The sequence below is a fragment of the Lawsonibacter celer genome, from assembly GCF_014281125.1.
Lineage (GTDB): Bacteria > Bacillota > Clostridia > Oscillospirales > Oscillospiraceae > Lawsonibacter_B > Lawsonibacter_B celer.
Genome location: NZ_JACOEA010000003.1, coordinates 244,298 through 269,787, shown reverse-complemented (window position 1 = coordinate 269,787; position 25,490 = coordinate 244,298). Strand labels below are relative to the sequence as shown.

General features: G+C 60.6%; 22 protein-coding genes and 1 tRNA gene. 18 read left to right on the top strand and 5 right to left on the bottom strand.

Annotation, left to right across the window (positions count from 1 at the left end; translation table 11 throughout):
* Positions 1-102: 102 nt before the first annotated feature.
* From H9Q75_RS07935 to H9Q75_RS07920, 4 genes are all read left to right on the top strand, one after another.
* A complete protein-coding gene (locus tag H9Q75_RS07935; protein ID WP_186565876.1) occupies positions 103-1,308 on the top strand; it encodes a CaiB/BaiF CoA transferase family protein in 1,206 nt (401 codons plus the stop codon).
* Between the two features lie 76 nt (positions 1,309-1,384).
* Positions 1,385-1,573 (top strand): DUF362 domain-containing protein, encoded by a 189-nt coding sequence (locus H9Q75_RS07930; RefSeq protein WP_186565874.1) that lies wholly within the window; start codon positions 1,385-1,387, stop codon positions 1,571-1,573.
* Positions 1,574-1,631: 58 nt separating this feature from the next.
* The gene (locus tag H9Q75_RS07925; protein ID WP_186565872.1) at positions 1,632-2,492 is read left to right on the top strand and encodes a 3-hydroxyacyl-CoA dehydrogenase family protein; all 861 of its coding nucleotides are present in this window, start codon (positions 1,632-1,634) and stop codon (positions 2,490-2,492) included.
* Between the two features lie 29 nt (positions 2,493-2,521).
* Positions 2,522-3,844, top strand: a complete 1,323-nt coding sequence (locus H9Q75_RS07920; RefSeq protein ID WP_186565870.1) for a GntP family permease — start codon at positions 2,522-2,524, stop codon at positions 3,842-3,844.
* A 391-nt stretch (positions 3,845-4,235) separates the two neighbouring features.
* Here H9Q75_RS07920 and H9Q75_RS07915 read toward each other — a convergent pair.
* Positions 4,236-4,311, bottom strand: a tRNA-Val gene (locus H9Q75_RS07915).
* 122 nt (positions 4,312-4,433) lie between these two features.
* Here H9Q75_RS07915 and H9Q75_RS07910 point away from each other — a divergent pair.
* From H9Q75_RS07910 to H9Q75_RS07875, 8 genes are all read left to right on the top strand, one after another.
* Complete coding sequence (locus H9Q75_RS07910; protein ID WP_186565868.1) at positions 4,434-5,216, top strand: alpha/beta hydrolase; 783 nt, start codon at positions 4,434-4,436, stop codon at positions 5,214-5,216.
* A gap of 3 nt (positions 5,217-5,219) precedes the next feature.
* Positions 5,220-5,936, top strand: coding sequence for an elongation factor P 5-aminopentanone reductase (ymfI, locus tag H9Q75_RS07905; protein WP_186565866.1), 717 nt, complete (start codon positions 5,220-5,222; stop codon positions 5,934-5,936).
* A gap of 199 nt (positions 5,937-6,135) precedes the next feature.
* Positions 6,136-7,359, top strand: a complete 1,224-nt coding sequence (locus H9Q75_RS07900) for an ABC transporter substrate-binding protein (protein WP_186565983.1) — start codon at positions 6,136-6,138, stop codon at positions 7,357-7,359.
* Positions 7,360-7,540: 181 nt separating this feature from the next.
* A complete protein-coding gene (locus tag H9Q75_RS07895) occupies positions 7,541-8,425 on the top strand; it encodes a branched-chain amino acid ABC transporter permease (RefSeq protein ID WP_243200762.1) in 885 nt (294 codons plus the stop codon).
* A 10-nt stretch (positions 8,426-8,435) separates the two neighbouring features.
* The gene (locus H9Q75_RS07890) at positions 8,436-9,509 is read left to right on the top strand and encodes a branched-chain amino acid ABC transporter permease (protein ID WP_186565862.1); all 1,074 of its coding nucleotides are present in this window, start codon (positions 8,436-8,438) and stop codon (positions 9,507-9,509) included.
* Positions 9,502-10,347, top strand: a complete 846-nt coding sequence (locus H9Q75_RS07885) for an ABC transporter ATP-binding protein (RefSeq protein WP_186565860.1) — start codon at positions 9,502-9,504, stop codon at positions 10,345-10,347. Before H9Q75_RS07890 ends, H9Q75_RS07885 begins: the two co-directional genes overlap by 8 nt.
* A 13-nt stretch (positions 10,348-10,360) precedes the next feature.
* Positions 10,361-11,062, top strand: a complete 702-nt coding sequence (locus H9Q75_RS07880; RefSeq protein WP_423788642.1) for an ABC transporter ATP-binding protein — start codon at positions 10,361-10,363, stop codon at positions 11,060-11,062.
* 164 nt (positions 11,063-11,226) lie between these two features.
* Positions 11,227-12,063, top strand: coding sequence for a hypothetical protein (locus tag H9Q75_RS07875; protein ID WP_186565856.1), 837 nt, complete (start codon positions 11,227-11,229; stop codon positions 12,061-12,063).
* Between the two features lie 141 nt (positions 12,064-12,204).
* On the opposite strand, the gene H9Q75_RS07870 is transcribed toward H9Q75_RS07875, so the two are convergent.
* The 4 genes from H9Q75_RS07870 to H9Q75_RS07855 all read right to left on the bottom strand — a co-directional run bounded on the left by H9Q75_RS07870 (position 12,205) and on the right by H9Q75_RS07855 (position 17,018).
* Positions 12,205-12,978 carry a TIGR03915 family putative DNA repair protein gene (locus H9Q75_RS07870; RefSeq protein WP_186565854.1) on the bottom strand — a complete coding sequence of 258 codons (774 nt, stop codon included), beginning with the start codon at positions 12,976-12,978 and terminating at the stop codon, positions 12,205-12,207.
* Between the two features lie 16 nt (positions 12,979-12,994).
* Positions 12,995-14,260 carry a putative DNA modification/repair radical SAM protein gene (locus H9Q75_RS07865; RefSeq protein ID WP_186565852.1) on the bottom strand — a complete coding sequence of 422 codons (1,266 nt, stop codon included), beginning with the start codon at positions 14,258-14,260 and terminating at the stop codon, positions 12,995-12,997.
* 176 nt (positions 14,261-14,436) lie between these two features.
* Complete coding sequence (locus H9Q75_RS07860; RefSeq protein ID WP_186565850.1) at positions 14,437-15,600, bottom strand: thiolase family protein; 1,164 nt, start codon at positions 15,598-15,600, stop codon at positions 14,437-14,439.
* A 35-nt stretch (positions 15,601-15,635) separates the two neighbouring features.
* Positions 15,636-17,018: a sigma-54 interaction domain-containing protein gene (locus H9Q75_RS07855; RefSeq protein WP_243200742.1), complete on the bottom strand. Its 1,383-nt coding sequence runs from the start codon at positions 17,016-17,018 to the stop codon at positions 15,636-15,638.
* A 470-nt stretch (positions 17,019-17,488) separates the two neighbouring features.
* Here H9Q75_RS07855 and H9Q75_RS07850 point away from each other — a divergent pair, with 470 nt between their 5' ends.
* The 6 genes from H9Q75_RS07850 (at position 17,489) to H9Q75_RS07825 (ending at position 25,474) form a co-directional block, all read left to right on the top strand.
* Complete coding sequence (locus tag H9Q75_RS07850) at positions 17,489-18,304, top strand: cyclase family protein (RefSeq protein WP_186565848.1); 816 nt, start codon at positions 17,489-17,491, stop codon at positions 18,302-18,304.
* A gap of 64 nt (positions 18,305-18,368) precedes the next feature.
* A complete protein-coding gene (locus H9Q75_RS07845) occupies positions 18,369-20,339 on the top strand; it encodes a sodium:solute symporter family transporter (protein WP_186565846.1) in 1,971 nt (656 codons plus the stop codon).
* A gap of 93 nt (positions 20,340-20,432) precedes the next feature.
* Positions 20,433-21,770 carry an acetyl-CoA hydrolase/transferase family protein gene (locus tag H9Q75_RS07840; RefSeq protein WP_186565844.1) on the top strand — a complete coding sequence of 446 codons (1,338 nt, stop codon included), beginning with the start codon at positions 20,433-20,435 and terminating at the stop codon, positions 21,768-21,770.
* A 50-nt stretch (positions 21,771-21,820) separates the two neighbouring features.
* Positions 21,821-23,014 (top strand): thiolase family protein, encoded by a 1,194-nt coding sequence (locus tag H9Q75_RS07835; RefSeq protein WP_186565842.1) that lies wholly within the window; start codon positions 21,821-21,823, stop codon positions 23,012-23,014.
* Positions 23,015-23,130: 116 nt separating this feature from the next.
* The gene (gene tsaA / locus H9Q75_RS07830; protein ID WP_243200741.1) at positions 23,131-23,865 is read left to right on the top strand and encodes a tRNA (N6-threonylcarbamoyladenosine(37)-N6)-methyltransferase TrmO; all 735 of its coding nucleotides are present in this window, start codon (positions 23,131-23,133) and stop codon (positions 23,863-23,865) included.
* Positions 23,866-24,229: 364 nt separating this feature from the next.
* Positions 24,230-25,474 (top strand): glycoside hydrolase family 3 protein, encoded by a 1,245-nt coding sequence (locus H9Q75_RS07825; protein WP_243200740.1) that lies wholly within the window; start codon positions 24,230-24,232, stop codon positions 25,472-25,474.
* Positions 25,475-25,490 lie beyond the last annotated feature (16 nt).

Genomic DNA, 25,490 nt, shown 5'->3' with positions numbered 1-25,490 from the left:
GAGTAATCCACCGCTAGGACGCCCGGCCGGTACTGTGACTACACTGCCCCCTAAGTACCGGTCGGGCGTTTTTCATAACACGTGTGAAAAGGAGGATTTGATATGAGCTCAGTTTATGACAATATTACCATTCTGGATTTTACCAATAACGTAGCGGGTCCCTATGCCACCGGCATGCTGGGTGACTTCGGCGCCAATATTATTAAGGTAGAGCGCCCGGTGCGCGGAGATGATACAAGGGGCTTCGCGCCTCAGATTGACGGCTCGGGCTTTGTATACTGGTGGTATAACCGCGGAAAGAAGTCCATTACCGTGGATATGAATGACCCTAGGGGACTTGATCTTCTCAAGCAGATGATCCCCAAGGTGGACGTCATCGTGGAGAGCTTCCGCCCCGGCGTGATGAAAAAATTCGGCCTTGATTACGAGAGTGCTCAGGCGCTGAACCCCAATGTGGTCTATTGCTCGGTATCTGCTTACGGACAGACCGGCCCCAACGCGAAGAAGCCTGGCTATGACCTGATCGCTCAGGCGAAGGCGGGCATTATGGATTACAACGGATTCCCGGATATGCCACCCTGCCAGACCTCTTTTGTGTTTGGGGATCTGCTGGGAGGCGTCTATGGCGCTTATGCCATTGCACAGGCCCTGTATTACCGTGAAAAGACCGGCGAGGGACAGTACCTTGATCTCTCCCTGGTGGATGCGCTGGTTTCCCTCAACAACAATGTGGAGGGCTACAGCGCCCTCAAGAAGTCGTTCAAACGCAGCGGTGCCCATCATAACCAGGTCTGCCCCTACGGCGTATTTTCGGGAAAAAACGATAGCGTGGTGATTTGTGCACCCAACGATCGTCTGTGGGGCATCATTCTCGACCTTGCCGGGAAACCGGAGCTGAAGAGTGATCCAGCGCTGAGCTCCGGCGCACAGCGCTGTGCCCACCGCAGCCGTGTAATCGATATTATTGAGGGGTGGCTCAAGACCTTTGACAACATCCAAGATGCCGTGGATGCCATGGAAAAGGCCGGAATTCCCTGCTCCAAGGTCATGACGGGCGCTGACTTGTGCGATGATCCCGCGCTGGTGGCCCGCGGAATGATTGCTGACTTCCAGCCTCCTGCAGACGTTACCTCCGTCACCGACATGAAGGGCCGCGGTGTGGTCGTCCATATGTCTAAGACGCCTGGCCATATCGGCCGTCCGCCCATGCTGGGCCAGCACAACGACGAGGTGTTCCAGACATTCGGTTTCAACATGGACGAGATTCATGCCCTCCAGAAGGAGTGGAACGAGAAGTACGCCAAATAATGTGAGACGCATGGAAACCGCCTGTGTCCAATGAGCGGCATAGACATCACAACCTGCGAGTAAGGACCGAGGTATTATGTATCAGATTATAAAAGCCAAGTGTTCTGCATGCGGCCTGTGCGCGGACGTCTGCCCCGTGGAGGCGATCAGTCAATACGGGGCATGGACCATCAACCCCGAGCTGTGCAGCTCATGCGGCCTGTGCAAAGAATGCTGTCCCTCCCAGGCGGTCGAGATTGTAAATGACGACGGGGCCGTGGAGTGAGCGGAAGTCATGCGTCAGCCTGCAGTTCAACCATCCGAAACAAGGAAGTAGATTTAAGATGAAAAAGATTGAGAAAGTTTGTGTAATCGGCGGCGGTCAGATGGGGAAGCAAATTGCCCTGAATGCGGCGATCCATGGGTTTAAGGTAAAAATTACAGACGCCATTCCTGCCGTCTGTGAAGCCCTTCAGCCCTGGGTGGCAGAATATCTGACTGGACGCATCGCCAAAGGAAAGATGGCAGAAGGGGACTGCAAAGCCGCCCTGGAGCATTTTTCCGTAACTTCCAGCCTGGCCGATGCGGCGGCGGACGCCGACCTGGTTGTCGAAGCCATTATTGAGAACAAAGAGGTTAAGGAGCGGCTCTTCAAGGACCTCAACACACTTGCACCAAAGGACGCCATTATTGGAACCAACTCCAGCTTTATGGTTTCCTCTATCTTCGCAGACTGCCTTGACAATCCCGCCCGCTTGGCCAATCTCCACTTTTTTAATCCAGCTCTGGTCATGAAGCTGGTAGAAGTGGTGCAGGGACCCCACACCAGTGAGGACACCGTCCAGGCGCTGATGGACTTTGCCCGCCGCAACGGGAAGACCCCTATCTGGGTGCGAAAAGAGGCGGAGGGGTTTGTAGCAAACCGGATCCTCCGCGCGGTGGGAACCGAGGCCATGTACATTGCGGAACAAGGGATTGCTACCCCCCAGGAGATCGACATTGCTGTGGAAAACGGCCTAAACTACCCGCTTGGGCCTTTCCGCATGCAGGATTTTACCGGTATCGACATCGCATATGACACCAGGAAGAGAGAGTATGAAAAGACCGGCGTCAAACCGATCGGATACGACTTGCTGGAAGAAAAGGTAAAACGCGGCGAGTTCGGCAAAAAGAGCGGAAAGGGCTGGTACGACTACAGCAAGTAAACACTATACTTTTGGAGGGAGAAACATAGATGGAAATCATTAGTTTGGTTGGCATCGTGGTTGGCCTCATCGTATTTATCCTCTGCTGTGTTAAGGGCGTAAATACGCTGATTGCCGGCTTTATCGGGTCTTTTGTGATTATCCTGACCTCCGGCGGAAATATCCTTGAGGGGGTCACCGGTACCTATCTGGCCGGACTGTCCGGGTTTATCAAGTCTTACTTCCTGCTGTTTGCCCTGGGGGCCCTGTTTGGAAAGTGCCTGGCCGCCTGCGGCGGTTCCCGCCGCATTGCGCTGGCGGTATATCATGTGATTGAGCATATGGGCAGCAAAAATAAGCGCTTCAAGACCGCTCTATTTGTGCCCATTATGTACATGATTATGAGCTATGTGGGGGTCAGCGGCTTCGTGGTCGTGTATACTGTGCTGGACATTGCCAAGCACGTGTACCGAAAGAACGATGTGCCTTGGAGAATGTTTACTTATGGCGGCGCCACCTTCCTGGTTACCATGGTGCTTCCCGGCAACCTGCAGCTGAACAACATTGCCGCGGCCGGCTTCTGCGGGACTACCGTCACCGCAGCGCCTCTGCTGGGTCTCTGCTGCGCCGCCGCCCTGATCGTCATCGATTTCCTGGTGATTTTCTGGGATGCCAAGCGCTCTGAGAAGAACGGCGAGGGCTTTATGGATACAGGCGCCGCTTTTGTCGCCAGTGATCCTGACGCGGACAGCGAGCTGGATACTGACACCAGCAGCCTGCCCAGCCTGGTTCAGGCTGTGATTCCTCTGGTGGTCATGATTGTCCTGGCCGCCGTGGTTAAGCTCCATATTGTCATCTGCCTGGCAGTCGGCATCATTCTGTGCTTTGTGGTGATGCCCGGCCGTATCAAGAATCCTATGGAGACCATCACTGTTGGCATCACCAACAGCATCGGCCAGATTATGGGCGTAGCTTCCGCCAGTGCCGTAGGTACCTGCCTGAAGGCAGCTGCCGGCTACACGGTCATCATGAGCGGCTTGGCCACTCTGCCCAGCGTTCTGGGCGGCACATTGATGATCCTCGTTATGAGCTTCTGCGCGGCCTCCTCTACCGGCGGTTTGAATCCGGTCGGCGCCGATGCGTTTGCGCTCTTTACCGCGGGCGGACTGACGCCTGCCACCTCCCATCGCCTGATGACCCTGTGCGCCCTGACCAGCGTGCCGCCGCAGTCGGCGGGAATTGTGAATACCTGCAACATCCTGAAGGTTCCCTATAAGAAGGCGTTTATGAACTGGCAGCGCCTGTCCTATATCGGCGGGCTGCCTGTGTTTATCGTTGTGATGATCCTGATCCAGCTGGGGATCGTGGTGTAGTGCTTATCCAAGGCAAAAGGGGTGTCCCGCATGGTGCCGGAAAGGCTGGAGACACGCAAACACAGCCCATTACGTAATCCCTGAACGCCAAATTTGCTTGAAAGAGCATGGGAGAAATTGCCGTATCCGGCCCAATTGTTTGGCTGGGAAGACGCATGGGCCTGCACAGAGGCGGGCGGATACAGGCTGCCGATGAATCGGTATGCACTATCGCGCCTTCCACTCGAAAGAATTATGCCGGAGACGCTATTTCTCCCGGTCAGACCCAATAGCAGATAGAGACCTCTCTGCTTTGGATTCCTGAATAAAGAAGCGGCGGCGGGAAAAGGCCCGCCGCCGCTTCTTTCAATATAAAAACTCCCTGCAGCCATTGGAGGCACAGGGAGTTTTTTGGTGGACGATACAGGACTTGAACCTGTGACCTCCCGCACGTCAAGCGGATGCTCTACCAGCTGAGCTAATCGTCCAAACAGCATAAATTATTATATCCAAATAAGCGTGCTTTGTCAATAGGTTTTGTCATTTTCCTGCTTTCCTCTTTTCAGGAAAAGGCTCGGCTGGTATACTATAGAAAAGGGGGAGATACAGTATGAAACAGGAGCAAATAGGCCGGGAGAGCTTAAACCCGCGGCTGAGGGCCGGAAATCGGGATATTTGCCTGACGCTGTTGGGAGAGGCGCATTCGCCTTGGGCGGTACTGGTGCTGCCTGGCGGCGGCTATCACATGACCGCGCCCCGGGAGGGTGTGCCTGTGGCGGAGGCCTTTGCTGAGGCGGGCTTCAGGGCTGCGGTTCTGGAGTACAGCGTGTCTCCGGACCGCTGGCCCCAGGCCATGCTGGAAGCGGCGGCCGCTGTGGCGCTGCTCCGGCAGCGGGGAGCGCGCTGTGTGGCGGTGTGCGGCTTCTCGGCCGGTGGACACCTGGCTGGGAGCCTGGCCAACCTGTGGCACAGCGGCGTGATTGCCGCGCAGCTGGGGCTGGAAGAAGAACTGGCCCGGCCGGACGCCGCGATTCTGTGCTACCCGGTTATCACCGCCAAGCCCCCCTATGGACATCCGGGCAGCTTTCTGCACCTGGTGGGGGAGGGGCGCGCTGTGCCGCCGCCGCTTTCCCTGGAGGACTCGGTGGGGCCGGACACGCCGCCCGCCTTTCTGTGGGTTACGGGCGAGGACGATAGCGTTCCCATGGAAAATACCCTGATATACGCCGGCGCGCTTCGGCGGGCAGGGGTGCCCTTTGAGCTGCACGTCTACCCCAAGGGACCCCACGCCATGGCACTGGCGGATGAGCGGACCCGGGGGTGGCCGGAGCAGCAGGATCCCCATGTAGCCACTTGGTTTCCGCTGTGCATTCAATGGCTGAAAGGACTGTAAAATATGAAAACAGTACTCATTACCGGTGCCAGCCGGGGCATCGGCGCGGCGGCGGCCCAGCTTTTTGCCAACAGAGGATACCGGGTGGCGGTCAACTATCACCGCTCCCGGAGGGAGGCGGAGGCCCTGGCCGGCGAGTTGGGTGGAATTGCCGTGCAGGCAGATGTATCCGACGCGGCACAGGTGCAGAAAATGGTTGACAATGTGTTGGAGAAATTTTGTCAACTTGACATTTTGGTATGCAACGCCGGAATTGCCCAGCAGAAATTATTTGGCGATTTGACTGATGCGGATTGGCGGCATATGTTCGGCGTGAATGTGGACGGGATGTTTTACACCATCCGCGCCGTGCTGCCCCACTTTATTCACAACAAGGCCGGGCGCATCATTACGGTCTCCTCCATGTGGGGACAGGTGGGGGCCTCCTGCGAGGTGGCCTATTCCGCCTCCAAGGCGGCGGTCATCGGCCTGACCCGGGCGCTGGCCAAGGAGCTGGGGCCGTCCGGTATCACGGTAAACTGTGTGGCGCCGGGGGTGATTGCCACGGAGATGAACGCCCATCTGGACGCATCGGCGCTGGAGACGCTGCGGGAGGAGACGCCCCTGGGGGCGATCGGAACGCCCAGAGATGCGGCGGAAAGCATCTGCTTTTTGGCCTCGGAGGCGGCGCAGTTTATAACCGGGCAGGTGATTGCGCCCAACGGCGGACTGGTAATTTAAACCGGCACGTTTAAATATTTGTGGCCTTTACCGCAGATCGGCATGTTCTGATTGGCTCCATTGTGCATTTTTGTGGTTGACAACCAATGGTGGGGAAGATATAATTGTCAACAACTTCTTGGAAAGGCCATGGCCTTTTCCCTCGCCTCGGAACGAAGGAGGCGAGGGCCAAGGATAAGCTAGATGGAGGTAATGAATGATGAAGAAACTTCGTATCCTGTCTCTTGCACTGGCAGGCGCGCTTTGTTTCTCCGTGCTGGCCGGATGCGGCAGCAGCAACGGAGGGACGGCCAACACGCCCACAGGCGGCAATACTGAGACCCCGGCCGGTGGCAGCGCTGAGCCCTCGGGCGACGCTTCCGGCGCGATCAAGATCGGCGGCATCGGCCCTCTGACCGGCGGCGCCGCTACTTATGGCGTGGCCACCAAGCAGGGCGCTGAGATCGCCGTGGCCGAGATCAACGCCCTGGGCGGCGTACAGCTTTCCCTGGACTTCCAGGATGACGAAGGCGATTTTGAGAAGGCCCTGAACGCCTACAACAAGCTAAAAGACGACGGCATGCAGATCCTCTACGGCTGCACCACCACGCAGCCCTGCGTGGCCGTGTCCAGTGAGACCTACGCCGACCGTTACTTCCAGCTGACCCCCTCGGCCTCCTCCACCGATGTGACGGAGGGCAAGGACAATGTATTCCAGATGTGCTTCACCGACCCGGATCAGGGTGTGACCGCGGCCAACTACATCCAGGAGAACGGCCTGGCCAACAAGGTGGCTGTGATCTACAACAACGGCGATGCCTATTCCTCGGGCATTGCCCAGGGCTTTATCGCCCAGGCCAAGGAGATCGGCCTGGAGCTGGTGGCCGAGGAGACCTTCCCGGACGACACCAACACCGACTTCTCCGTGCAGCTGGGCAACGCCCAGAGCGCCGGCGCCGAGCTGGTGTTCATGCCCATCTACTACGGCCCCGCTTCCCTGGTGCTCAACCAGGCCAAGGGCATGGGCTATTCCCCCATCTTCATGGGCGGCGACGGGATGGACGGCATCCTGGACATCGACGGATTTGACACCTCGCTGGCGGAGGGACTGCTGCTGATGACCCCCTTCAACGCGTCCTCCACTGAGGAGCGCACCGCCAATTTCGTGGCCAAGTATCAGGAGGCCTACGGCAACCTCCCCAACCAGTTTGCCGCGGACGGCTATGACTGTATGTACGCCATTTATGAGGCGGTGCAGAAGGCCGGCATTACCGCCGATATGGACCATGAGACGGTGTGCGACAAGCTGATTGAGACCTTTACCAGCAGCGACTTTACCGTGGACGGTCTGACCGGTTCCGGCATGAGCTGGTCCGCCAGCGGCGAGATCACCAAGGACCCCCAGGTCTTTAAGGTAGAGAACGGCGTATACGTGGCTCAGTAAGTGACTGGCACAATGAGAGCAGTGTCCGCAGAGGGTTGCCGGTGTGTCCGGCAGCCCTCTGCCCCTGCTTTTTTGGCCGCTGCAATGGAACCAGACGGATATGGCGGAGCAGACGGCGGCTCCTTCGGCCGCCGCGTGCTCTGCCGTGATCCGAAGAGAGAAAACGAGAGAGGTGAGCGGTTTGGACATCCTCCAGAACCTGATCAACGGGATCAGCCTGGGAAGCGTCTACGCCATTATCGCGCTGGGCTATACAATGGTGTACGGCATCGCCAAGATGTTGAACTTTGCCCATGGCGACGTGATTATGGTGGGCGCCTACATCTGCTTTTACGCGGTATCCAAATACCAGCTGCCCCCCCTGGTGGGCATTCTGCTGGCCATGGCGGTGTGTACCGTCCTGGGCGTTGTAATTGAACGCCTGGCCTATAAGCCCCTGCGTCAGTCCGCCTCCTTGGCGGTGCTGATTACCGCGATTGGCGTGAGCTATTTTCTGCAGAACGCGGCTCTGCTGCTGTGGCAGTCCGACCCCAAGAATTTTCCCACGTTCCTCAACGGAATCTTTGGGGACAAGGGGATTACATTTTTGGGCCGGAGCATTACCGGCACCACTGTGGTGACCGTGCTGGCCTGCGTGATCATCATGGTGGCGCTGACCGCCTTTACCGGAATGACCAAGATGGGCAAAGCCATGCGGGCCTGCTCGGAGGACAAGGCGGCGGCTCAGCTGATGGGAATTGACGTCAACCGCACCATCTCCATGACCTTTGCCATCGGCTCCGCTTTGGCCGCCATCGCGGGGGTGCTGCTCTGCTCGGCCTATCCCCAGCTGACCCCTACCACGGGCTCTCTGCCGGGCATCAAGGCGTTTACCGCCGCCGTGTTCGGCGGGATCGGCTCTATCCCCGGGGCCCTGCTGGGCGGCCTGCTGTTGGGCGTGATCGAGATCTTTGCCATGACCTTCTCCACCGAGCTGTCCAACGCGGTGGTGTTCGCGGTGCTTATCATCGTGCTGCTGGTCAAGCCCACGGGCCTGCTGGGCAAGCAAATCCGAGAGAAAGTGTGAGGTGGCGGAAATGAAAGAAAAATCCTCGCACAAGCGCCTGACCAGCAATCTGATCACCTACGGCATCGTGGTGGCGGCCTTTGTGATTGTCCAGGTGTTGGGCGCCACGGTGGGTCTGAGCAGCTCCTTCCAGGGGCAGCTGATCCCCATCTGCTCCTACATCGTCATGGCCCTTTCCCTGAATCTGGTGGTGGGCATCTCCGGTGAGCTGAGCCTGGGCCACGCCGGGTTTATGAGTGTGGGTGCCTTCTCCGGCGTCATCGCCGCCGCCGCCCTTCAGCAGGCGGTCCCCTTCGCCCCCGTGCGGCTGGTGATCGCCATGATCGTGGGCGCGCTCCTCGCCGGAGTGGCCGGCGTGATCGTTGGTGTGCCGGTGCTCCGCCTGCGTGGCGACTATCTGGCCATCGTTACGCTGGCCTTCGGAGAGATCATTCGAAACGTGCTCCAGGTCCTCTACGTGGGCGTGGACGAAGCCGGTCTGCACTTCTCCACAAAGGGAGAGGCCGCGCTCCAGCTGGCAGAAGGAGGCAGGGCCATCATCAAGGGGCCCATGGGGGCCACGGGCATCACAAAGCTGGCCACCTTCACGGCGGGATTTATCCTGGTGCTCATTGCCCTGACCGTGGTGCTGAATCTGGTCAACAGCCGCTCCGGCAGGGCCATCATGGCGCTGCGGGACAACCGCATCGCGGCTGAGAGCGTGGGGATCGGCGCCACCAAATACAAGCTGATGGCCTTTGTCACCTCCGCGGTGCTGGCCGGCGCGGCGGGCGCCCTTTACGCCCTCAACTACTCCTCTGTGCTGCCCAAGAAATTCGACTTCAACACCTCCATCCTGATCCTGGTGTTTGTGGTGCTGGGGGGTATCGGCAATATCCGCGGCTCCATCATCGCGGCGGCCTTCCTCACCTTCCTGCCCGAGCTGCTGCGCAGCTTCAACCTGGATAAATGGCGCATGCTGGTGTACGCCGTGGTCCTGATCCTGGTGATGCTGGCCACCAACAATCCGCAGCTGCGGGGCTTTCTAGACCGCATCCGCGGAAAGCGGAAGCAAGAGGGAGAGGAGGAGAGCACCCATGCCTGAGCGGCAGAAGACAAAGCTGGTGCCCGTGCCCAGCCCCAACCTGATTCCTGAGCGGGACGTGGATAAGTCGCCCATTCTGGAGGCCCAGCATCTGGGCATCGACTTCGGCGGCCTTACTGCGGTCAATGAGTTCAATATGGCCATTGGCCGCACGGAGATCGCCGGCCTGATCGGCCCCAACGGCGCGGGCAAGACCACGGTGTTCAACCTGCTGACCAAGGTGTACCAGCCCACCCGGGGCACCGTCCTGCTGGACGGAAAGGACACCCACAATATGAACACCGTCCAGGTGAACAAGGCGGGCATTGCCCGCACCTTCCAGAATATCCGCCTGTTTGACAAGCTGAGTGTGGAGGACAACGTCAAGATCGGCCTGCACAATCAGATGAAATATGGGACCTTCAGCGGGCTGTTCCGTCTGCCCGCCTACTGGCGGGGGGAGAAGGCCGCCCACGAGCGGGCCATGGAGCTGCTGAGCATTTTTGACATGCAGGACCTGGCGGGCGTCAAGGCGGGCGCGCTGCCCTACGGCGCTCAGCGCCGGCTGGAGATTGTCCGCGCCCTGGGGACCAACCCGTCCCTGCTGCTGCTGGACGAGCCGGCGGCAGGCATGAATCCCTCTGAGACCGCCGAGCTGATGGACAATATTGTAAAAATTCGGGATACCTTCCAGATCGCTATTTTGCTCATTGAGCACGATATGAGCCTGGTCATGGGCATCTGCGAGGGGATTTGTGTGCTCAACTTCGGTGAGATCATCGCCAAGGGCACCCCGGAGGAGATCCAGAACAACCCGGAGGTCATCAGGGCCTATCTGGGCAGCGGGAAGGAGGCGTAACGGCATGGGGGCTTTGCTGCAAGTTGAGAATATGAATGTCTATTATGGCGCCATCCACGCCGTCAAGGGCATTTCCTTTCACGTGGACGAGGGGGAGATCGTCACCCTCATTGGCGCCAACGGCGCGGGCAAGACCACGACCCTGCAGACCGTCTCCGGCCTGCTCCACTCCAAGACCGGCTCCATTCACTTTATGGGGGAGCCCATCGGCGGCGTGCCGGCTGCGAAGCTGGTCTCCCGGGGCATGGCCCAGGTCCCGGAAGGGCGGCGGGTATTCTTGCAGATGACCGTGGAGGAAAACCTGGAAATGGGCGCCTATACCCAGCCCAAGAGCACCATCGCCCCGGGGCTGGAGCGGGTTTACGGGCAGTTCCCCCGCTTGAAGGAGCGCCGGAAGCAGACGGCCGGAACCCTCTCCGGCGGTGAGCAGCAGATGCTGGCCATGGGCCGGGCGCTCATGTCCAACCCCAAGCTGCTGATGCTGGATGAGCCCTCCATGGGCCTGGCCCCCATCCTGGTGGAGCAGATTTTTGAGATCATTCAGCAGCTTCATCAGGCGGGCACCACCATCCTGCTGGTGGAGCAAAACGCCCGCATGGCCCTGTCTGTGGCCAATCGGGGCTATGTGCTGGAGACCGGGCGGATTACCCTCTCCGGGCCCGGCGCGCAGCTGCTGGAGGACGAGGGGGTCAAGAAGGCCTACCTGGGCGGCTGATCGAATGGGATTTGAGTGCGGCGGGACAGCTGTCCCGCCGCATTTATGCAGTTTCGCGGCGGCGCCATGGGGCGCATGCGGTTTTATACCGAGAGGAGGCGCCGGGTGTTGACGCGGGTGCTATAATAGAGATAGTCTATGGCGCAAAGGAGTCTGTCTGAATCATGCCCAATTACTATGCGCATCTGAAATTCGGCGGTAAGGTGCTCGCCCTGCTGCCCGCCGGGCTGGCGGAGGTCCTGGCGGCGGAGCGGACGGCCTTTGATCTGGGTTGTCTGGGCCCCGACCCGCTGTTTTTTTACCATATTCTGCACCCAAGCGCCGTGCGAAGGGAGGGGCTGGAGCTCCACAGCCGCTCCGCTCTGGAGGTGTGCGCCAGGCTGCGGGCCTCCGTGGAGGAGGGGGTGCCCATGGCCGGGGGCTATGGGGCGGGCTTCCTCTGCCACCTGGCGCTGGACAGCGCCTGCCACGCCTACGTCTATCGAAAGCTGGAGGACGGCGTGGTGACCCATATGGCCATGGAGGGGGAATTTGACCGGATGCTTATGGAGCGGGACGGACTGAAGCCTTTGGGGCGCTCCTATCTGCCCCGGGTGGACGACCCGGCCGTCTGGACGGCGGCCGCCGCGGTCTATGAGCATGTCTCCCCCCATAAGATGGAGATGGCCTACCGGGCCATGGTGCGGTATACGGGGATGCTGGCCCGCTGCCACGGCAGGCGCCGGGCTGTGGCAGTGGAGGCGGTGTCCCATCTGCCCGGGTGCGGATCCATTCGGGGGATCACACTGAAACAGGCGCCCCACCCGGCCGCTGAGGAGAGCAATGCTGAGTTGCTGCGGCGGCTGGAGGGGGCGGTTCCAGAGTCGGCGCGCCAGATTGGGGGCTTTTTCGCGGCCGTGGAACAGGGCATTCCGATTCCCAAATGGTTTGACCGGGATTTTAAAGGCAATCTCCCCGAGCGTCCGGAGCCCTGCTTGGGCGAGGCGGTACATCAGCACTGAAAAGAGAAACAGCGCCGGGCGGCAGTTCCTTGACTGTCACCCGGCGCTGTTTTTTGCCGACTGTCCCTGTGTGGAGGCGGTCTGTTTGTCCGGCCGCCGCCAAGTGTAGGCCCACACGGCCAGAACCACCGGGGCAGCGCTTCAGGGAAGGGTATTGGGCGGCGTATCCGCTCGAAATTCCGTCATGGCCGACCAATAGCGCTTGGGCATGTGAGTCATGCGGCATTTGGGGTTGTACCGGTCCTCAATGGCAATGGTCTGGTAAAAGCGCCGCCAGAGGGCGCGGAAGCGCCGCTCCGTCTCGTCGGGCGCGCTGAGCTGAACGTCCTCCAGGGGCAGGATGGCCCACTGCCGGGGCTGGTAAAACAGCGCCTCCCGGTGGGTGCGGTCATAAATCAGAAAGCGCTCGGCGGAAAAACGGGTGCAAAAGTGGGGCCGCAGCAGGGGGAGCACCCGATTTTTCGGATCAATCTCCGCGATCAGCACCCCCTCCTGATCAGAAAAGCGCAGAAAGCCCTTGTACTGGTGGGCCTCGTGCTCCAGATGCAGGACTGCCCGGCGCACAGCGTCCACCCGAGAATCGGTGAGCATTCCCATCACCCTGCCGCCCACGGCATAGCCAAGCCGGAGAAAATGCCACAGGTGGAGCTCCCGGTCCTCCAGACAGGTGAGAAAGCCACAGCGCAGCAACGCCTGGGCGTCCGGGGAGATCCTGAGGGAGAGGGAGCGGTAGACCCGCTGGGCGTGCGCCTGGTGGGTGACCACCGGGCGCTCCGGCCAGAGGGATACCTGGGAGTCCTCGGGGGCAAAAAAGCAGGCAGGCTCCTCACGGTGGAGGTATGCCTCAAACACACAGGTGAGGAAGCCGGCAAAGCTGCCGTCATAGGTATAAGACACCGGGGTCCAGTTTGGCATGGAAAATCCCCCCTTTTTATGCGCCCGCTTCGAAAAGAGAGAGCTGTTGCGGCGCACCCTGGGCCAGCAGGGGACGCTCCTGGGCCACCAGATGGCGGAGCACTCCGTCCGGGCTGACACGCAGGCCCTCCAAAAAGGCGCCTGAGCAGGTAATAAAGTACTGGGCGCGCTTGAGTACCACGCCCAGCCGCTTGAGGCCCTCGAAGTTTAAAGGACCGCACCGGCGGGCGGTGAGGATGCGCCGAGCGGAGCGCACGCCCACGCCGGGCACCCGCAGCAGGGCCTCATAGTCAGCCCGGTTGATGTCCACCGGGAAAAAATCCGGGTGATTGAGTGCCCAGGAACACTTGGGGTCCACCAGGGGGTTAAAATTGGGGTGGGCCTCGTCCAGCAGCTCCTCCGCCCGGAAGTGGTAGTAGCGCAGCAGCCAGTCGGCCTGGTAGAGCCGGTGCTCCCGCAGCAGAGGGGGCTTGAAGCCCTGCCGGGCGGGGAGCAGACGGCTGTCCGAGACGGGCATATAGGCCGAGAAAAAGACCCGTTTGAGCCCATATTGATCGTACAGGCCCTGGGTGAGCAAAAGGATATGGCGGTCATCCTCCGGCGTGGCCCCGATAATCATCTGGGTGGACTGCCCCGCCGGGGCAAAGCGCGGGGCGTGGCGGTATTTGGCCAGCTCCTGCCGGGAGACCTGAATGCTGTCCCGAATCTGGGCCATGGGGGCCAGGATGGAGGCCTTGCTTTTGTCCGGGGCCAGCCGGCGGAGAGACTGTTCGCTGGGCAGTTCGATGTTGACGCTGAGGCGGTCGGCCAGCTCCCCCAGCCGCCGGGTGAGCAGCGGATCAGCCCCCGGAATGGCCTTGGCGTGGATATAGCCCCAGAAATGGTGCTCCTCCCGCAGCAGGCGCAGAGCCTCAATCATGCGTTCCGTGGTGTGATCGGGGCTGCCCCACACGGCGGAGGAGAGAAAGAGACCCTCGATGTAGTTGCGGCGGTAGAAGCCGATGGTCAGTTCGGCCAGCTCCTGGGGCGTGAACGCTGTGCGTGGCACGTCGTTGGAGCGGCGGTTGACACAGTACTGGCAGTCGTAGATACAGCGGTTGGTCATCAGCACCTTCAGCAGGGTAACGCACCGGCCGTCGGCGGAAAAGGTGTGACAGCACCCGGCGGCCATGGTGCTCCCCAGTCCGCCGGGGCGGCCGTTCCGGTCCAGGCCGCTGGAGGTGCAGGCGGCGTCGTATTTCGCCGCGTCGGTAAGGATGGTTAGCTTATCCAGCAGTTCCACAGCACAGCTCCCCCAAATCGAACTAATGTACCCCTCTATTATATATCGAACTTTTGTACGAGTCAATACAGAAGATATTGGGGAAAAAGGGAGCCGGGCACCAGGGATGGGGCCCTTTGGGCAAAAAGGGACCGGTCCGTCAGACCGGTCCCTTCTGTTTGCGCCTGGATGGGCAGTTACAGCATCTCGTAGATGCCGGCGGCACCCATGCCGCCGCCGATGCACATGGTGACCATGCCGCGGCGGCCGTTGTTCTGCTTCAGGTAATCCAGCATTTTGCAGGTGAGGATCGCGCCGGTGGCGCCCAGGGGGTGGCCCAGAGCCATAGCGCCGCCCCAGGGGTTCACCTTGTCCATGTTCAGGCCCAGCGTGCGGATCACGGCCAGAGCCTGTGCGGCAAACGCCTCGTTGAGCTCGATCACGTCCATGTCGTCCGCGGTCAGGCCGGTCTTTTTGAGCACCTTGGGGATAGCGGCGATGGGGCCGATGCCCATGACCTCGGCGGGCACGCCGCCGGTGGCAAAGCTGACAAAGCGGGCGATGGGCTTCACGCCAAGGGCCTCGGCCTTCTCCCGGGACATGAGCACCACAAAGCCGGCGCCGTCGGTCATCTGGGAGGAGGTGGCGGCGGTGACCACACCGTCGGGCTTAAAGCAGGGCTTCAGGCCCGCCAGGCTCTCCAGGGTGGTGGGGCGCATGCCCTCGTCGCGGGTGACAGTGATCTCCTTGCCGTCAGGACCGGGGACCGTGACGGGGATAATCTCATCGTTGAATTTTCCGGCGTCCCAGGCGGCGATGGCGCGGCGGTGGCTCTCCACCGCCATGGCGTCCATGTCCTCACGGGAGACATGGTACTGGGCGGCCACGTTTTCCGCGGTCATGCCCATGGAGATGTAGGCGTCGGGATAGTGCTCGTTCAGCCAGGGGTCAAAGGTCTCGGGATCGGGAATCATGGAGACCATGGACATGCTCTCCACGCCGCCGGCGACCATCACGTCCTCCTCGCCGCAGCGGATGGCGTTGGCGGCGGTGGCAATGGTCTGCAGGCCGGAGGAGCAGAAGCGATTGACCGTCATGGCGGTCACACAGTCGGGCAGCTGCGCCCGCTGGACAATTAGCCGGGCTATGTTGGTGTCCTGCACGCCCTTGGGCTGGGCGCAGCCCACGATCACATCCCCGATCTCCTCGGGCTTGAGCTGGGGTACCTTGGCCAGCACGCCCTTGAGGGTCTGGGCGCCAAATTCCACCGGGTGGACGTTGGCAAAAGAGCCCTTGCGGGCCTTGCACAGCGGAGAGCGGCCATAGGCCACAACCACTGCTTCGTGGAGCTGTTGCATCATAAATATCGTTCCTTTCTTAACTTACCAATAAATTTTTATTTTAGTTTATATTGGTCCATTTTTTCATAGAGCACGGTGCGGGAAATGCCCAGCAGCTCGGCGGCCTTCACCCGGTTCCCGCCAACGCAGGCCAGGGCGTCCCGAATGAATTCCCGCTCAAACGCCTGGCGCGCGGGCTTTAGGCGGTAATCCTCCGGTTCCGCCATGGCCCGGTGCCGCCGCCCCTGAAGGCGGCCCTCCAGCTGCTGGAAGTCCTTCCGGCGCAGGATGGAGCCGTCGGCCAGATTCATGGCCCGCTCCACGGCGTTCTGCAGCTCGCGCACATTGCCGGGCCAGTCGTATTCCATCAGCAGATCCATGGCGCTTGGGGCCACGCTCTCAATCATCATGCCCAGCTGATAGTTCAGCCGGCGGATAAAATCATCTACCAGCAGGGGGATGTCCTCCTTGCGCTCCCGCAGGGGAGGGGCCTGGATGCGGATGACATTCAGGCGGAAATAGAGGTCGCTGCGGAATTCCCCTCGCTCCACCAGGGTCTCCAGCGGAATGTTGGAGGCGGCGATCACCCGTACGTCGATTGGAATGCTCTTATCTCCGCCGACCGGGTCGATCTCCCGTTCCTGCAGCACGCGCAGGAATTTGGGCTGCATGGTGGGGGAGAGCAGGTTGATCTCATCCAGGAAGATGGAGCCCTTATCCGCCAGCTCAAATCGGCCCACCCGCCCCTTTTTGGAGGCGCCGGTGAACGCGCCGGCGGCATAGCCGAAGAATTCCGACTCCATCAGCTCGGCCGGGATGGCGGAGCAGTTGACGCGCACGAAGTTGGCGGACCTGCGGGCGCTGGTGGAGTGGATGGAGTGGGCGATCAGTTCCTTGCCGCTGCCAGTCTCACCCTCAATGAGCACAGTGGAGGTGGAGCGGCTGGCCTGGTAGATCTGCTCCTTCAAGTGCTGAATGGCCTCGCTCCTGCCGATGATATTGTCTAGGCTGTAGCGCGCCCCGCGGATGCGGGAGAGCTCCTCTTTATAAAATTCGGCCTCGTTGGACAGCCGCATCAGACGCTTGGAGACATCCTGCATATCATCCTGCCCGGTGATGATGACATAGAGAAATACACCGATGACCTTTCCGTTGGCGTCCAGCCGGGGAATATAGTTGGTAACTGCTGGCACGCCCTGGGCACGCACCACCTTGGCGATCACGGACTTGCCGGTTTGATACACTTCTCTGGCGTGGGTGTCGGGGACCAGCTCCCAGACCTTGCGGCCTAGGGATTGCTCCGCTGTGTGGCCGGTATACCGCTCCCAACTGTGGCTGACATAAATATAGGTGCCCTCCGCGTCCAGAACGGCGGCGCCATCCAGACTCTCGATAAACTCCAGCATGGACTCCCGGTCCAGCTTGTTATTCGGCTCCAAAATAACACCACCACCATACGGACAATATCAAAAAAACTATAACAGGCCAAAAGGCCGGTTTCAAGGGGGATTCCAAACAAAATTTAGAACTTTCCTTTAGACAAAAGGTAGAAAATACAAAACTAAATGAGATTTTTATAAAAAATAGGTAATTTAACGAAAGAAAACGCAAAAATATGTAAGGAAAATAGAACATGTAAAGAAAACGGAACACTACAGAAAAAAGCTGATTTATCAGGGGTTTTTGAAAATTTTTTTCTGAAAGAGAAAAAGAAGCGTACGGAAAATCGGACAAATAAAAAAGGGACGTTTTTAGAAATCTAAAAAATCCATTGCGCTGCAATGGATTGAGGGAATACTAAAAACTTGGCATGGAATTTGCTATATATTTTTAGTGCGAAGTCGGCACCGAACCAGAGGCCGGCGGAGCCAGCAAAACCATTCTATCATAAAGGAGCGTGTGTGTAACCATGAAGATTATCGACCTGACAGTGACCCTGGAGGAAGATCTGCCTTGCGATCCCCCGATTCAGATCCCCAAGATCCAGCGGCGCGACCACAAGGACACTGCACCGGAGATGCCTAGCTTTTTCCCCGGCACCACGGTGGATGACCTGCCCGGTGGCAACGGCTGGGCCATCGACTTTGTGCAGATGTGCACCCATTCCGGCACCCATCTGGACGCCCCCTGGCACTATTATCCCACCCAGAACGAGGATATCATCCCCGGCGGCGAGAAGGCCTGGACCATTGACCAGGTGCCTCTGGACTGGTGCATCGGCCGCGGCGTGAAGCTGGACTTCTCCGACAAGCCTGACGGCTACAAGATCAGCAAGCAGGACGTCCAGGACTACCTGGCCAAGATTGGCCACGAGCTGAAGGCCGGCGATATTGTTCTGCTGCGCAGCGGCGCACGGGGCGGCACCGGCAGCAATACCGCTGGAGACCGCTGGGGTACCCAGGAGTATCTGGTTGCCGGCGCCGGCATGAGCGCCGAGGCCACCCTGTGGATGGCCGAGCAGGGCGTCCACGTAGTGGGCACCGACGGCTGGAGCTGGGACGTGCCCCTGCCTCTGGAGGCCAAGGAGTTTGAGAAGACCCACGACAAGTCCATCATCTGGGAAGGCCACCGCGCCGGCCGCAACCGCGCTTACTGCCACATTGAGAAGCTGGCCAACCTGGAGCAGCTGCCCGACGACGGCTACACCGTGTATGCCCTGCCCATCCCCGTCAAGGGCGGCAGCGCCGGCTGGTGCCGCGTCATTGCCATTCTGGACGAGGAGTAAGATTCATCGTACCTGAGGGCATGGATGCCCTCTAGGAAATAGAGAGAAGGAGAGGTTTCGTTTTATGGGTAATACCGTATTCGTAATCATGTTCGTCGTGTTTATCGGCATCCTGGTCGGCTGTGGCCTGTATGCTAAGCGCTGGGTATCCGAGGCCGCCGACTACGTGCTGGCTGGCCGTGAGGTTTCCACCTTCATCAACATGATGGGCGTTATCGCCATCGGCTTTGCGGGCACCACTGTGGCCCTGGCCCCTGGCTTCACCGTCATGTACGGCCTGAAAACTTCTTTGGCTTGGGGCCTGATCTACGGCATCGCCGGTCTGCTGCTCTACGGTGTGCTGTGGGGCAAGTTCGTCCGTCTCAACGGCGCCCAGACCCTGCCTGAGTACCTGGAGATGCGTTACTCCGCCAAGATTCGTCCCGTTATCGCCATTACCTCCGTCATCGGCATGTGCGGCATCCTGGCCAACAACATCGTCTCCTGTGTGTCCTCCATCGTGGGCTACACCGGCTGGAACACCACCGTTGTGACCCTGGTGATCTTTATCGTCATCATTGCCTTTACCTTTATCTCCGGTCTGTGGGCCGCCACCATCACCGACTTCTTCCAGGTCTGCCTGGGTGTCGTTGCCGTGCCTCTGATGCTCACCCTGCTGGCCAACAAGTTCGGCGGCTTTGACGCTATTGCCGCAAACTGGGCCAACAACGACTTTGTGAATTTCGGCATCAATGGCGCCGCCGGCGCCCCCGTGCTGGCGCTGACCTACCCCTCCTGGCTGAACTTCATCATCCTGTTTGCCGCCGCTCTGGTGTGGGGCAACAACTACTACTGGATGAAGATCGCCTCCTGCCGCAGTGAGAAGGTGGCGAAGAAGTCCTTCGTTCTCGCCGCAATCCTGCTGACCATCATCTTCACCGTTCCCTTCGCTATCATCGGCCTGTATGCCGGCGCGCATCATCCCGAGGTCTTCGTGCAGGGCGGCGGCAAGCTGGCCGCCACCGGCGCGTACGGCTTCCTGGCCAGCACCTTCGTGCCTCTGCTGGGCTCCTTCTTCGTGGTGGGTGCCTGCGCAGCTTCCATCTCCACCGCTTCCACCTCCGCTCTGGGTGCCTCCGCTGTTGCCAGCCGCGATATCTATCAGCGTCTGATCAACCCCAAGGCTGACGCCAAGAAGGTGCTGAAGATGTCCAAGATCATCATGATCTTCCTGGGCGTCATCACCTGGATCCTCTGCCAGTTCCCCGGCGGCGCCACCTACCTGTTTGCCTTCGCCAACTGCTGGCTGGTGCCCCCCGCGATCCTGCTGATGCTGGGCGCGATCTGGCCCCGCTTCAACAACACCGGAGCCTTTGTGGGCGCCCTCGTGGGCATGATTTCCATGTGCCTGTTTACCCTGCTGGGCACCGTGCTGAAGATTTTTGTCATTGACAACTACATCTACATGGCTACCGCCGGCTTCCTGATTACCCTGGTGGCCGCTGTCATCGGCAACTTTTTCGGTAAGCCCAAGTACTACGGCAAGGCCGGCTGGGAGCGTGTCCCCACTGCCACCAACCGCATTGACGTGAAGCTGGACGACTTTGACAAGCAGGTCCTGAGCCTGCTCCGTCTGGGCCACTGCTATCAGGCCGACATCACCGACTACATGGGCGTGGACTCCTCCCGTACCGCCGCTTCCATTGAGAAGCTGGACCAGGGTGGTTTGCTCATGCGCGAGGGTATGATCGGCACCAAGTTCTACACCTATTCTATCACTGAGAAGGGCCTGGCTGCTCTGGCGCCCCTGTCCGGCGCTGAGGCCGACATGGCCAAGGAGGGCCTGTCCCCCCTGTACGTGGAGCTGCTCTCCATCGTGAAGAACAACCCCGACAAGCAGGCTGAGTTTGTGAAGAAGCATGACATTCGCTCCATGCAGATGGCCGCTATCTCTTCTCACCTGACCCGTCAGGGCTACATCATTGAGGGTGGTCTGTTCAAGCGTAAGCTGCGCATTACCGACAAGGGTTCCGCAGCGGTTCAGAAGTACGCCTGATCGACGCCTCCACGAACCAAATCCAGTTCCAGAAAGCTATGGCGGAGCGGCAATGACCGCTCCGCCATAGTCTGTTTGAAGGGAGTTTTCTCCATGTATCAAACCGAATATCTCCGCAAACGCACTACTGTGGCGGATGAGATCGCCCGCATCCGCTCCGGGGACACAATTTATATGGGCGGCGCGTCTCTGATGCCGGTGGATTTTGCCAAAGGGCTTGGCCAGCTGGCCGGACGGGTCAGGGATGTGCGGGTGCTTCACTACCAGCCGCTGGAGGACATTTCCGCGTTCCGCGATCCCGCGTGTCAGGATACCTTTCAGTTCCAGTCCGTGTTCTACAATGGGCTGCTTACCGGGGCGGACGCCTTGGGCCGGTGCAGTTTTATTCCCAACAACCTGCGCAACGCCGCCCGGGACTGGGCCTTTGCGGTGCCGGAATACGACGTGATGGCGGTATGTGTCTCTCCCATGGACAAGCATGGCTACTTCTCCCTGGCTGGGGCCTCTCTGCTGGAGAGCGACCTGCTCTCCCATGCCAGGCGCCTGGTGGTGGAGGTGGCCTCCAGAGCACCCCGGGTGTTCGGCGATGTGATGATCCATATCTCTCAGGTGGACGCCATTCTGGAGTCCGACCGCTATCCCGCCCAGCTGCCCCGCCGCACGCCGGACGAGGTGGACCGCCGCCTGGGTAAGGTGGTAGCTGACCTGGTGGAGGACGGCGACACGATTCAGCTGGGCATCGGCGGGACCATTGACGCCCTGGCCGTGGAGCTGCGGGAGAAGAAGCACCTGGGGATTCACACGGAGATGTTTTCCGACTCCGCCATGGAGCTGATGCAATGCGGCGCGGTGGACAACTCCCGAAAAACCAGCGAGCGGGGCCGCACGGTGACCAGCTTTTCCATGGGCACCAAGGCCCTCTATGACTTTATTGACGACAACCCCGCGATCGTGCATAAGGCGTTGTCCTACACCAACGACCCAAATGTAATTGCCGCTAACCGGGGCATGGCCTCCATCAACGCTGCCCTCCAGGTGGACCTGACCGGCCAGTGTGCCTCGGAGAGCCTGGGTACCCGCCAGATCTCCGGCAGCGGCGGTCAAGTGGATACCGCCGTGGGCGCCCAGATGTCCCCCGGGGGAAAATCCGTAATCATCGTGCACTCTACTTACGAGAGCCGGGACAAGCACACCGGGGAGAAGCGCCTCCAGTCCCGCATCCTGCCGGTGCTGCCCCAGGGCACGCCGGTGACCCTTACCCGGGCCAACACCCATTTTGTGGCCACCGAATACGGCGCGGTGTGCCTGCGGGGACTGACCCTGCCGCAGCGGGCCAAGGCGCTCATTTCCATCGCCCATCCGGACTTCCGGGCCTGGCTGGAGGAGGAATTTGAGCGCTGGTATCACCGCCGCGTCAAAGATGGAACGTAAAGCATACCTGCAGATGCGGGATGATATACCTAGAATGAGGAGGAAATGTTATGTCTTCTAAGCAGTTTCGAGAGGTCGTGGTTGTGGGCATGGCCCGCAGCCCCATCGGGGATTTCGGCGGCGCGCTGTCCACCGTTCCCGCGGTGGAGCTGGCCAAGACCGTGGCCAAGGCCGCCATGGACCGAGCCGGCGTGGCCCCCGGGGAGATCGACGAGGTCACTCTGGGCACGGTCTATAAGCACGGCATGAAGGGCAATCCGGCCCGCCAGGTTCAGATCGCCCTGGGGATCCCAGAGACCGGAGCCGCCTGTACGGTGGAGCAGCAGTGTGCCTCCAGCCTGCGGGCCCTGGAGATCGCGGTGCAGCAGATCCAATTGGGCAAGACCGACGCGGCGCTGGTGTGCGGTGTGGAGAGCATGTCCAATGTGCCCCACATGATGATGGGGCTGCGCAAGGGGGTAAAGATGGGCCCCGCGAAGCTGGAGGATGCGCTGCAGTACGACGCGCTCATCGATGTGTTCAGCGGGGAGAGCATCATGCGCACCGCCGAAAACGTGGCGGAGCGCTGGCATGTCTCCCGGGCAGAGCAGGACGAGTACGCCTGCCTGAGCCAGCAGCGGGCCGCCGATGCCATCGCCTCCGGCCGGTTCAAGGAGGAGATTGTCCCCATTGAAGTCAAGACCCGCAAGGGCACCGTGGTGGTGGACACCGATGAGCACCCCCGCCATACCACTGTGGAGGAGCTGGCCAAGCTGCGCCCCGCGTTTATGAAGGACGGCACCGTCACCGCCGGCAATGCCTCGGGCATTAACGACGGCGCCAGCGCGGCGGTGATTATGGCCGCCGACAAGGCCGCCGCTCTGGGTCTGAAGCCCCTGGTACGTATTCTCTCTACCGCCACGGTGGGCGTGGCCCCGGAGATCATGGGCGTGGGGCCCATCTATGCCATCCCCAAGGCCGTCGAATATGCCGGCCTGAAGCAGGAGGACATTGACTACTACGAGATCAACGAGGCGTTTGCCGCCCAGGTTCTGCCCTGCTTGCGGGAGCTGAACATCCCCCTGGACAAGGTTAACGCCAACGGCTCCGGCATCGCCTTGGGGCATCCGGTAGGCATGACCGGCCTGAGGCTGATGATCAGCGGCTACTATGAGCTCAAGCGTCGGGGCGCCAGGTATGGCTGCGGCTCCCTGTGCGCCGGCGGCGGGCCCGCCATGGCGGTCGTCTTTGAGCGGCTGGATTGATGTGAGCGGGTCGGGAGACAAAAAGCGGGGCGCGCCCTTTGGCGCGCCCCGCTTTTTTGCTTGCCAGCGGCCCACGGCTGGAATAAAATAGAGAAAACATGCAAGGAGAGGGAACCATGGAATTGCCTGAGATGAAAATCATTGCCCGTGTCCACAGCGATTTTGCCAGCAAATTCGGCGTGCCCCGGCAGAGCGGGCTGGTAGAGGAGCTGGAGTCCACCCTGGTTTTTGAACCGGAATACCGGAATCCGGACGCCCTGCGGGGGCTGGAGGGGTTTTCCCACCTGTGGCTGATTTGGGTGTTTGACCAGGCAATCCGGCCGGACTGGTCCCCCACGGTGCGGCCGCCCCGCCTGGGAGGCAACGCCCGCATGGGGGTGTTTGCCACCCGCTCCCCCTTCCGGCCCAACCCCATTGGGCTCTCCTGCGTCAGACTGCTGGGGATGGGGCGGCAGAGCGGAGTGGGGACGGTGCTCCGTCTGGGGGGCGCGGACCTGATGGACGGCACCCCGATTCTAGATGTGAAGCCTTACGTGCCCTATGCCGACAGCCATCCGGAGGCGGCCGGCGGCTTCACCGGGGGAGACGGCGGAGCGACTTTGGCGGTGGAGTTTCCGCCGGATCTGCTGGAGCGGGTGCCGCCCGAGAAGCAGGCCGCTTTGAGGGGAGTCCTGGCCCGGGACCCGCGGCCCTCCTATCAGCAGGACCCGTCGCGGGTATACGGCCTGGAATTTGCCGGGCTTAATGTTCGTTTCACGGTAGAGGGAAAGAGCCTCGTGGTCCGTGCAATCGAACAAAAGAAGACGCTGGAGGGAACGCCTCGAGGTTGTTTTCTACAAAAGATATGGTGAAATATGCGACTGCAGAATTCAACTACAAGGGGAAAAGGTTGTGCTGAGGAGCCGCGATAAACTACCCCGTGCGCTGAATCCTTTATCCCAATCATTGCGCTGATTGTCGTCTGCGGTATGGCGATCATCGGATTCGGTGTGGCAGTTTCCTCTACAGTCAGATCCCAGGCTGCTATTGACTGGCTGCTGGGACTGGAGCTGAACATCTACACATCGGCCTGATCTGCTGCGGCGAATCGGGCCGTTTTGGCCGGAGAAAGCCGCCGACCCGGCGGAAAAGATGGGGATTGCGCGGCATGACGCAATGGAATAAAATAAAAGAAACGAAACGATGGGACAAGCAGATGGGAAAGGAAGGCGCAGCATGTACAGCAAAAGGGGAAAGAGGGCGGGCCGGTTCGGTCCGGCAATCCTTGCGGTTATGCTGGCGGCAGGGCTGCTGGCAGGCTGCGGGCTGGAGCGGCCTGAGCCTGACCCGGCGAAGAGCAGCCCGCCAGCTGTTACAGCACCGGCTCCCACCCCCACCCCCACCCCGGTCCCTACGCCCGTCTCGGAGCCGGAACCTACGCCCGCGGCCAGTCTGGCGGAGCGGACCCTTTCGGACATGACCCTGTGGGAGAAGATTTGCCAGCTCTTTATCGTCTATCCCTCGGACCTGACCGGAGTAGCAAAGGTGACTGCGGCGGGGGAGACCACCCGGGCGGCACTGGCGGAGTATCCAGTGGGCGGACTGCTGTATGACAAGAGCAACCTCGTCACCTGGGAGCAGGTGAGGAAGATGCTCTCCGGCGTGCAGTCCTATTCCAGGATTCCTCTGATCCTCACCTGCGACGAGGAGGGGGGACGGGTGAACCGCTTGATGGACACCATCGGCACCACCCGGATCGGCCCCATGCTGGACTATAAGGACCAGGGGCCGGAGAAGGCCCGGGAGAACGCCCGGACCATTGCCGCCGACCTGAGGGAGCTGGGCTTCAACATGGACCTGGCCCCGGTGGCCGACGTGTGGTCCAACCCGGCCAACACCGTCATCGGGGACCGGGCCTACAGCGACGACTTCGGCCAGGCGGCCCAGCTGGTGGCCGCGGCGGTGGAGGGATTCCACGCGGGGGGTACGGCTTGCGCCCTCAAGCACTTCCCCGGCCACGGGGATACCTCCGCCGACAGCCACTACGGCGCGGTGTATGTGTACAAATCCCTGGAGGAGCTGCGGCAGGCGGAGCTGATCCCCTTTCAGGCGGGCATCGCGGCCGGGGCGGACGCGGTGATGATGGGACACCTGATTGTGGAGGAGGTGGACGACCAGCCCGCCCTCTTCTCCCACGTGCTGGTCACCGGTCTGCTGCGGGAGAAACTGGGATTTGAGGGCGTGGTGATGACCGACGGCCTGCAGATGAAGGCCATGACCGACTATTACGACAGCGGCGAGATCGCCGTCAAGGCCGTCCAGGCGGGGGTGGACCTGCTCCTGTGCCCCAAGGACCTGGATCAGGCGGCTAATGCCCTGCTCCAGGCAGTGGAGAACGGGGAGATCTCCCGGGCGCACCTGGACGAGAGCGTCCTGCGCATCCTGACCCTGAAGGAGGAGCGGGGTATCCTGGGGGAGTGAACCAAAAAGAAAAGGC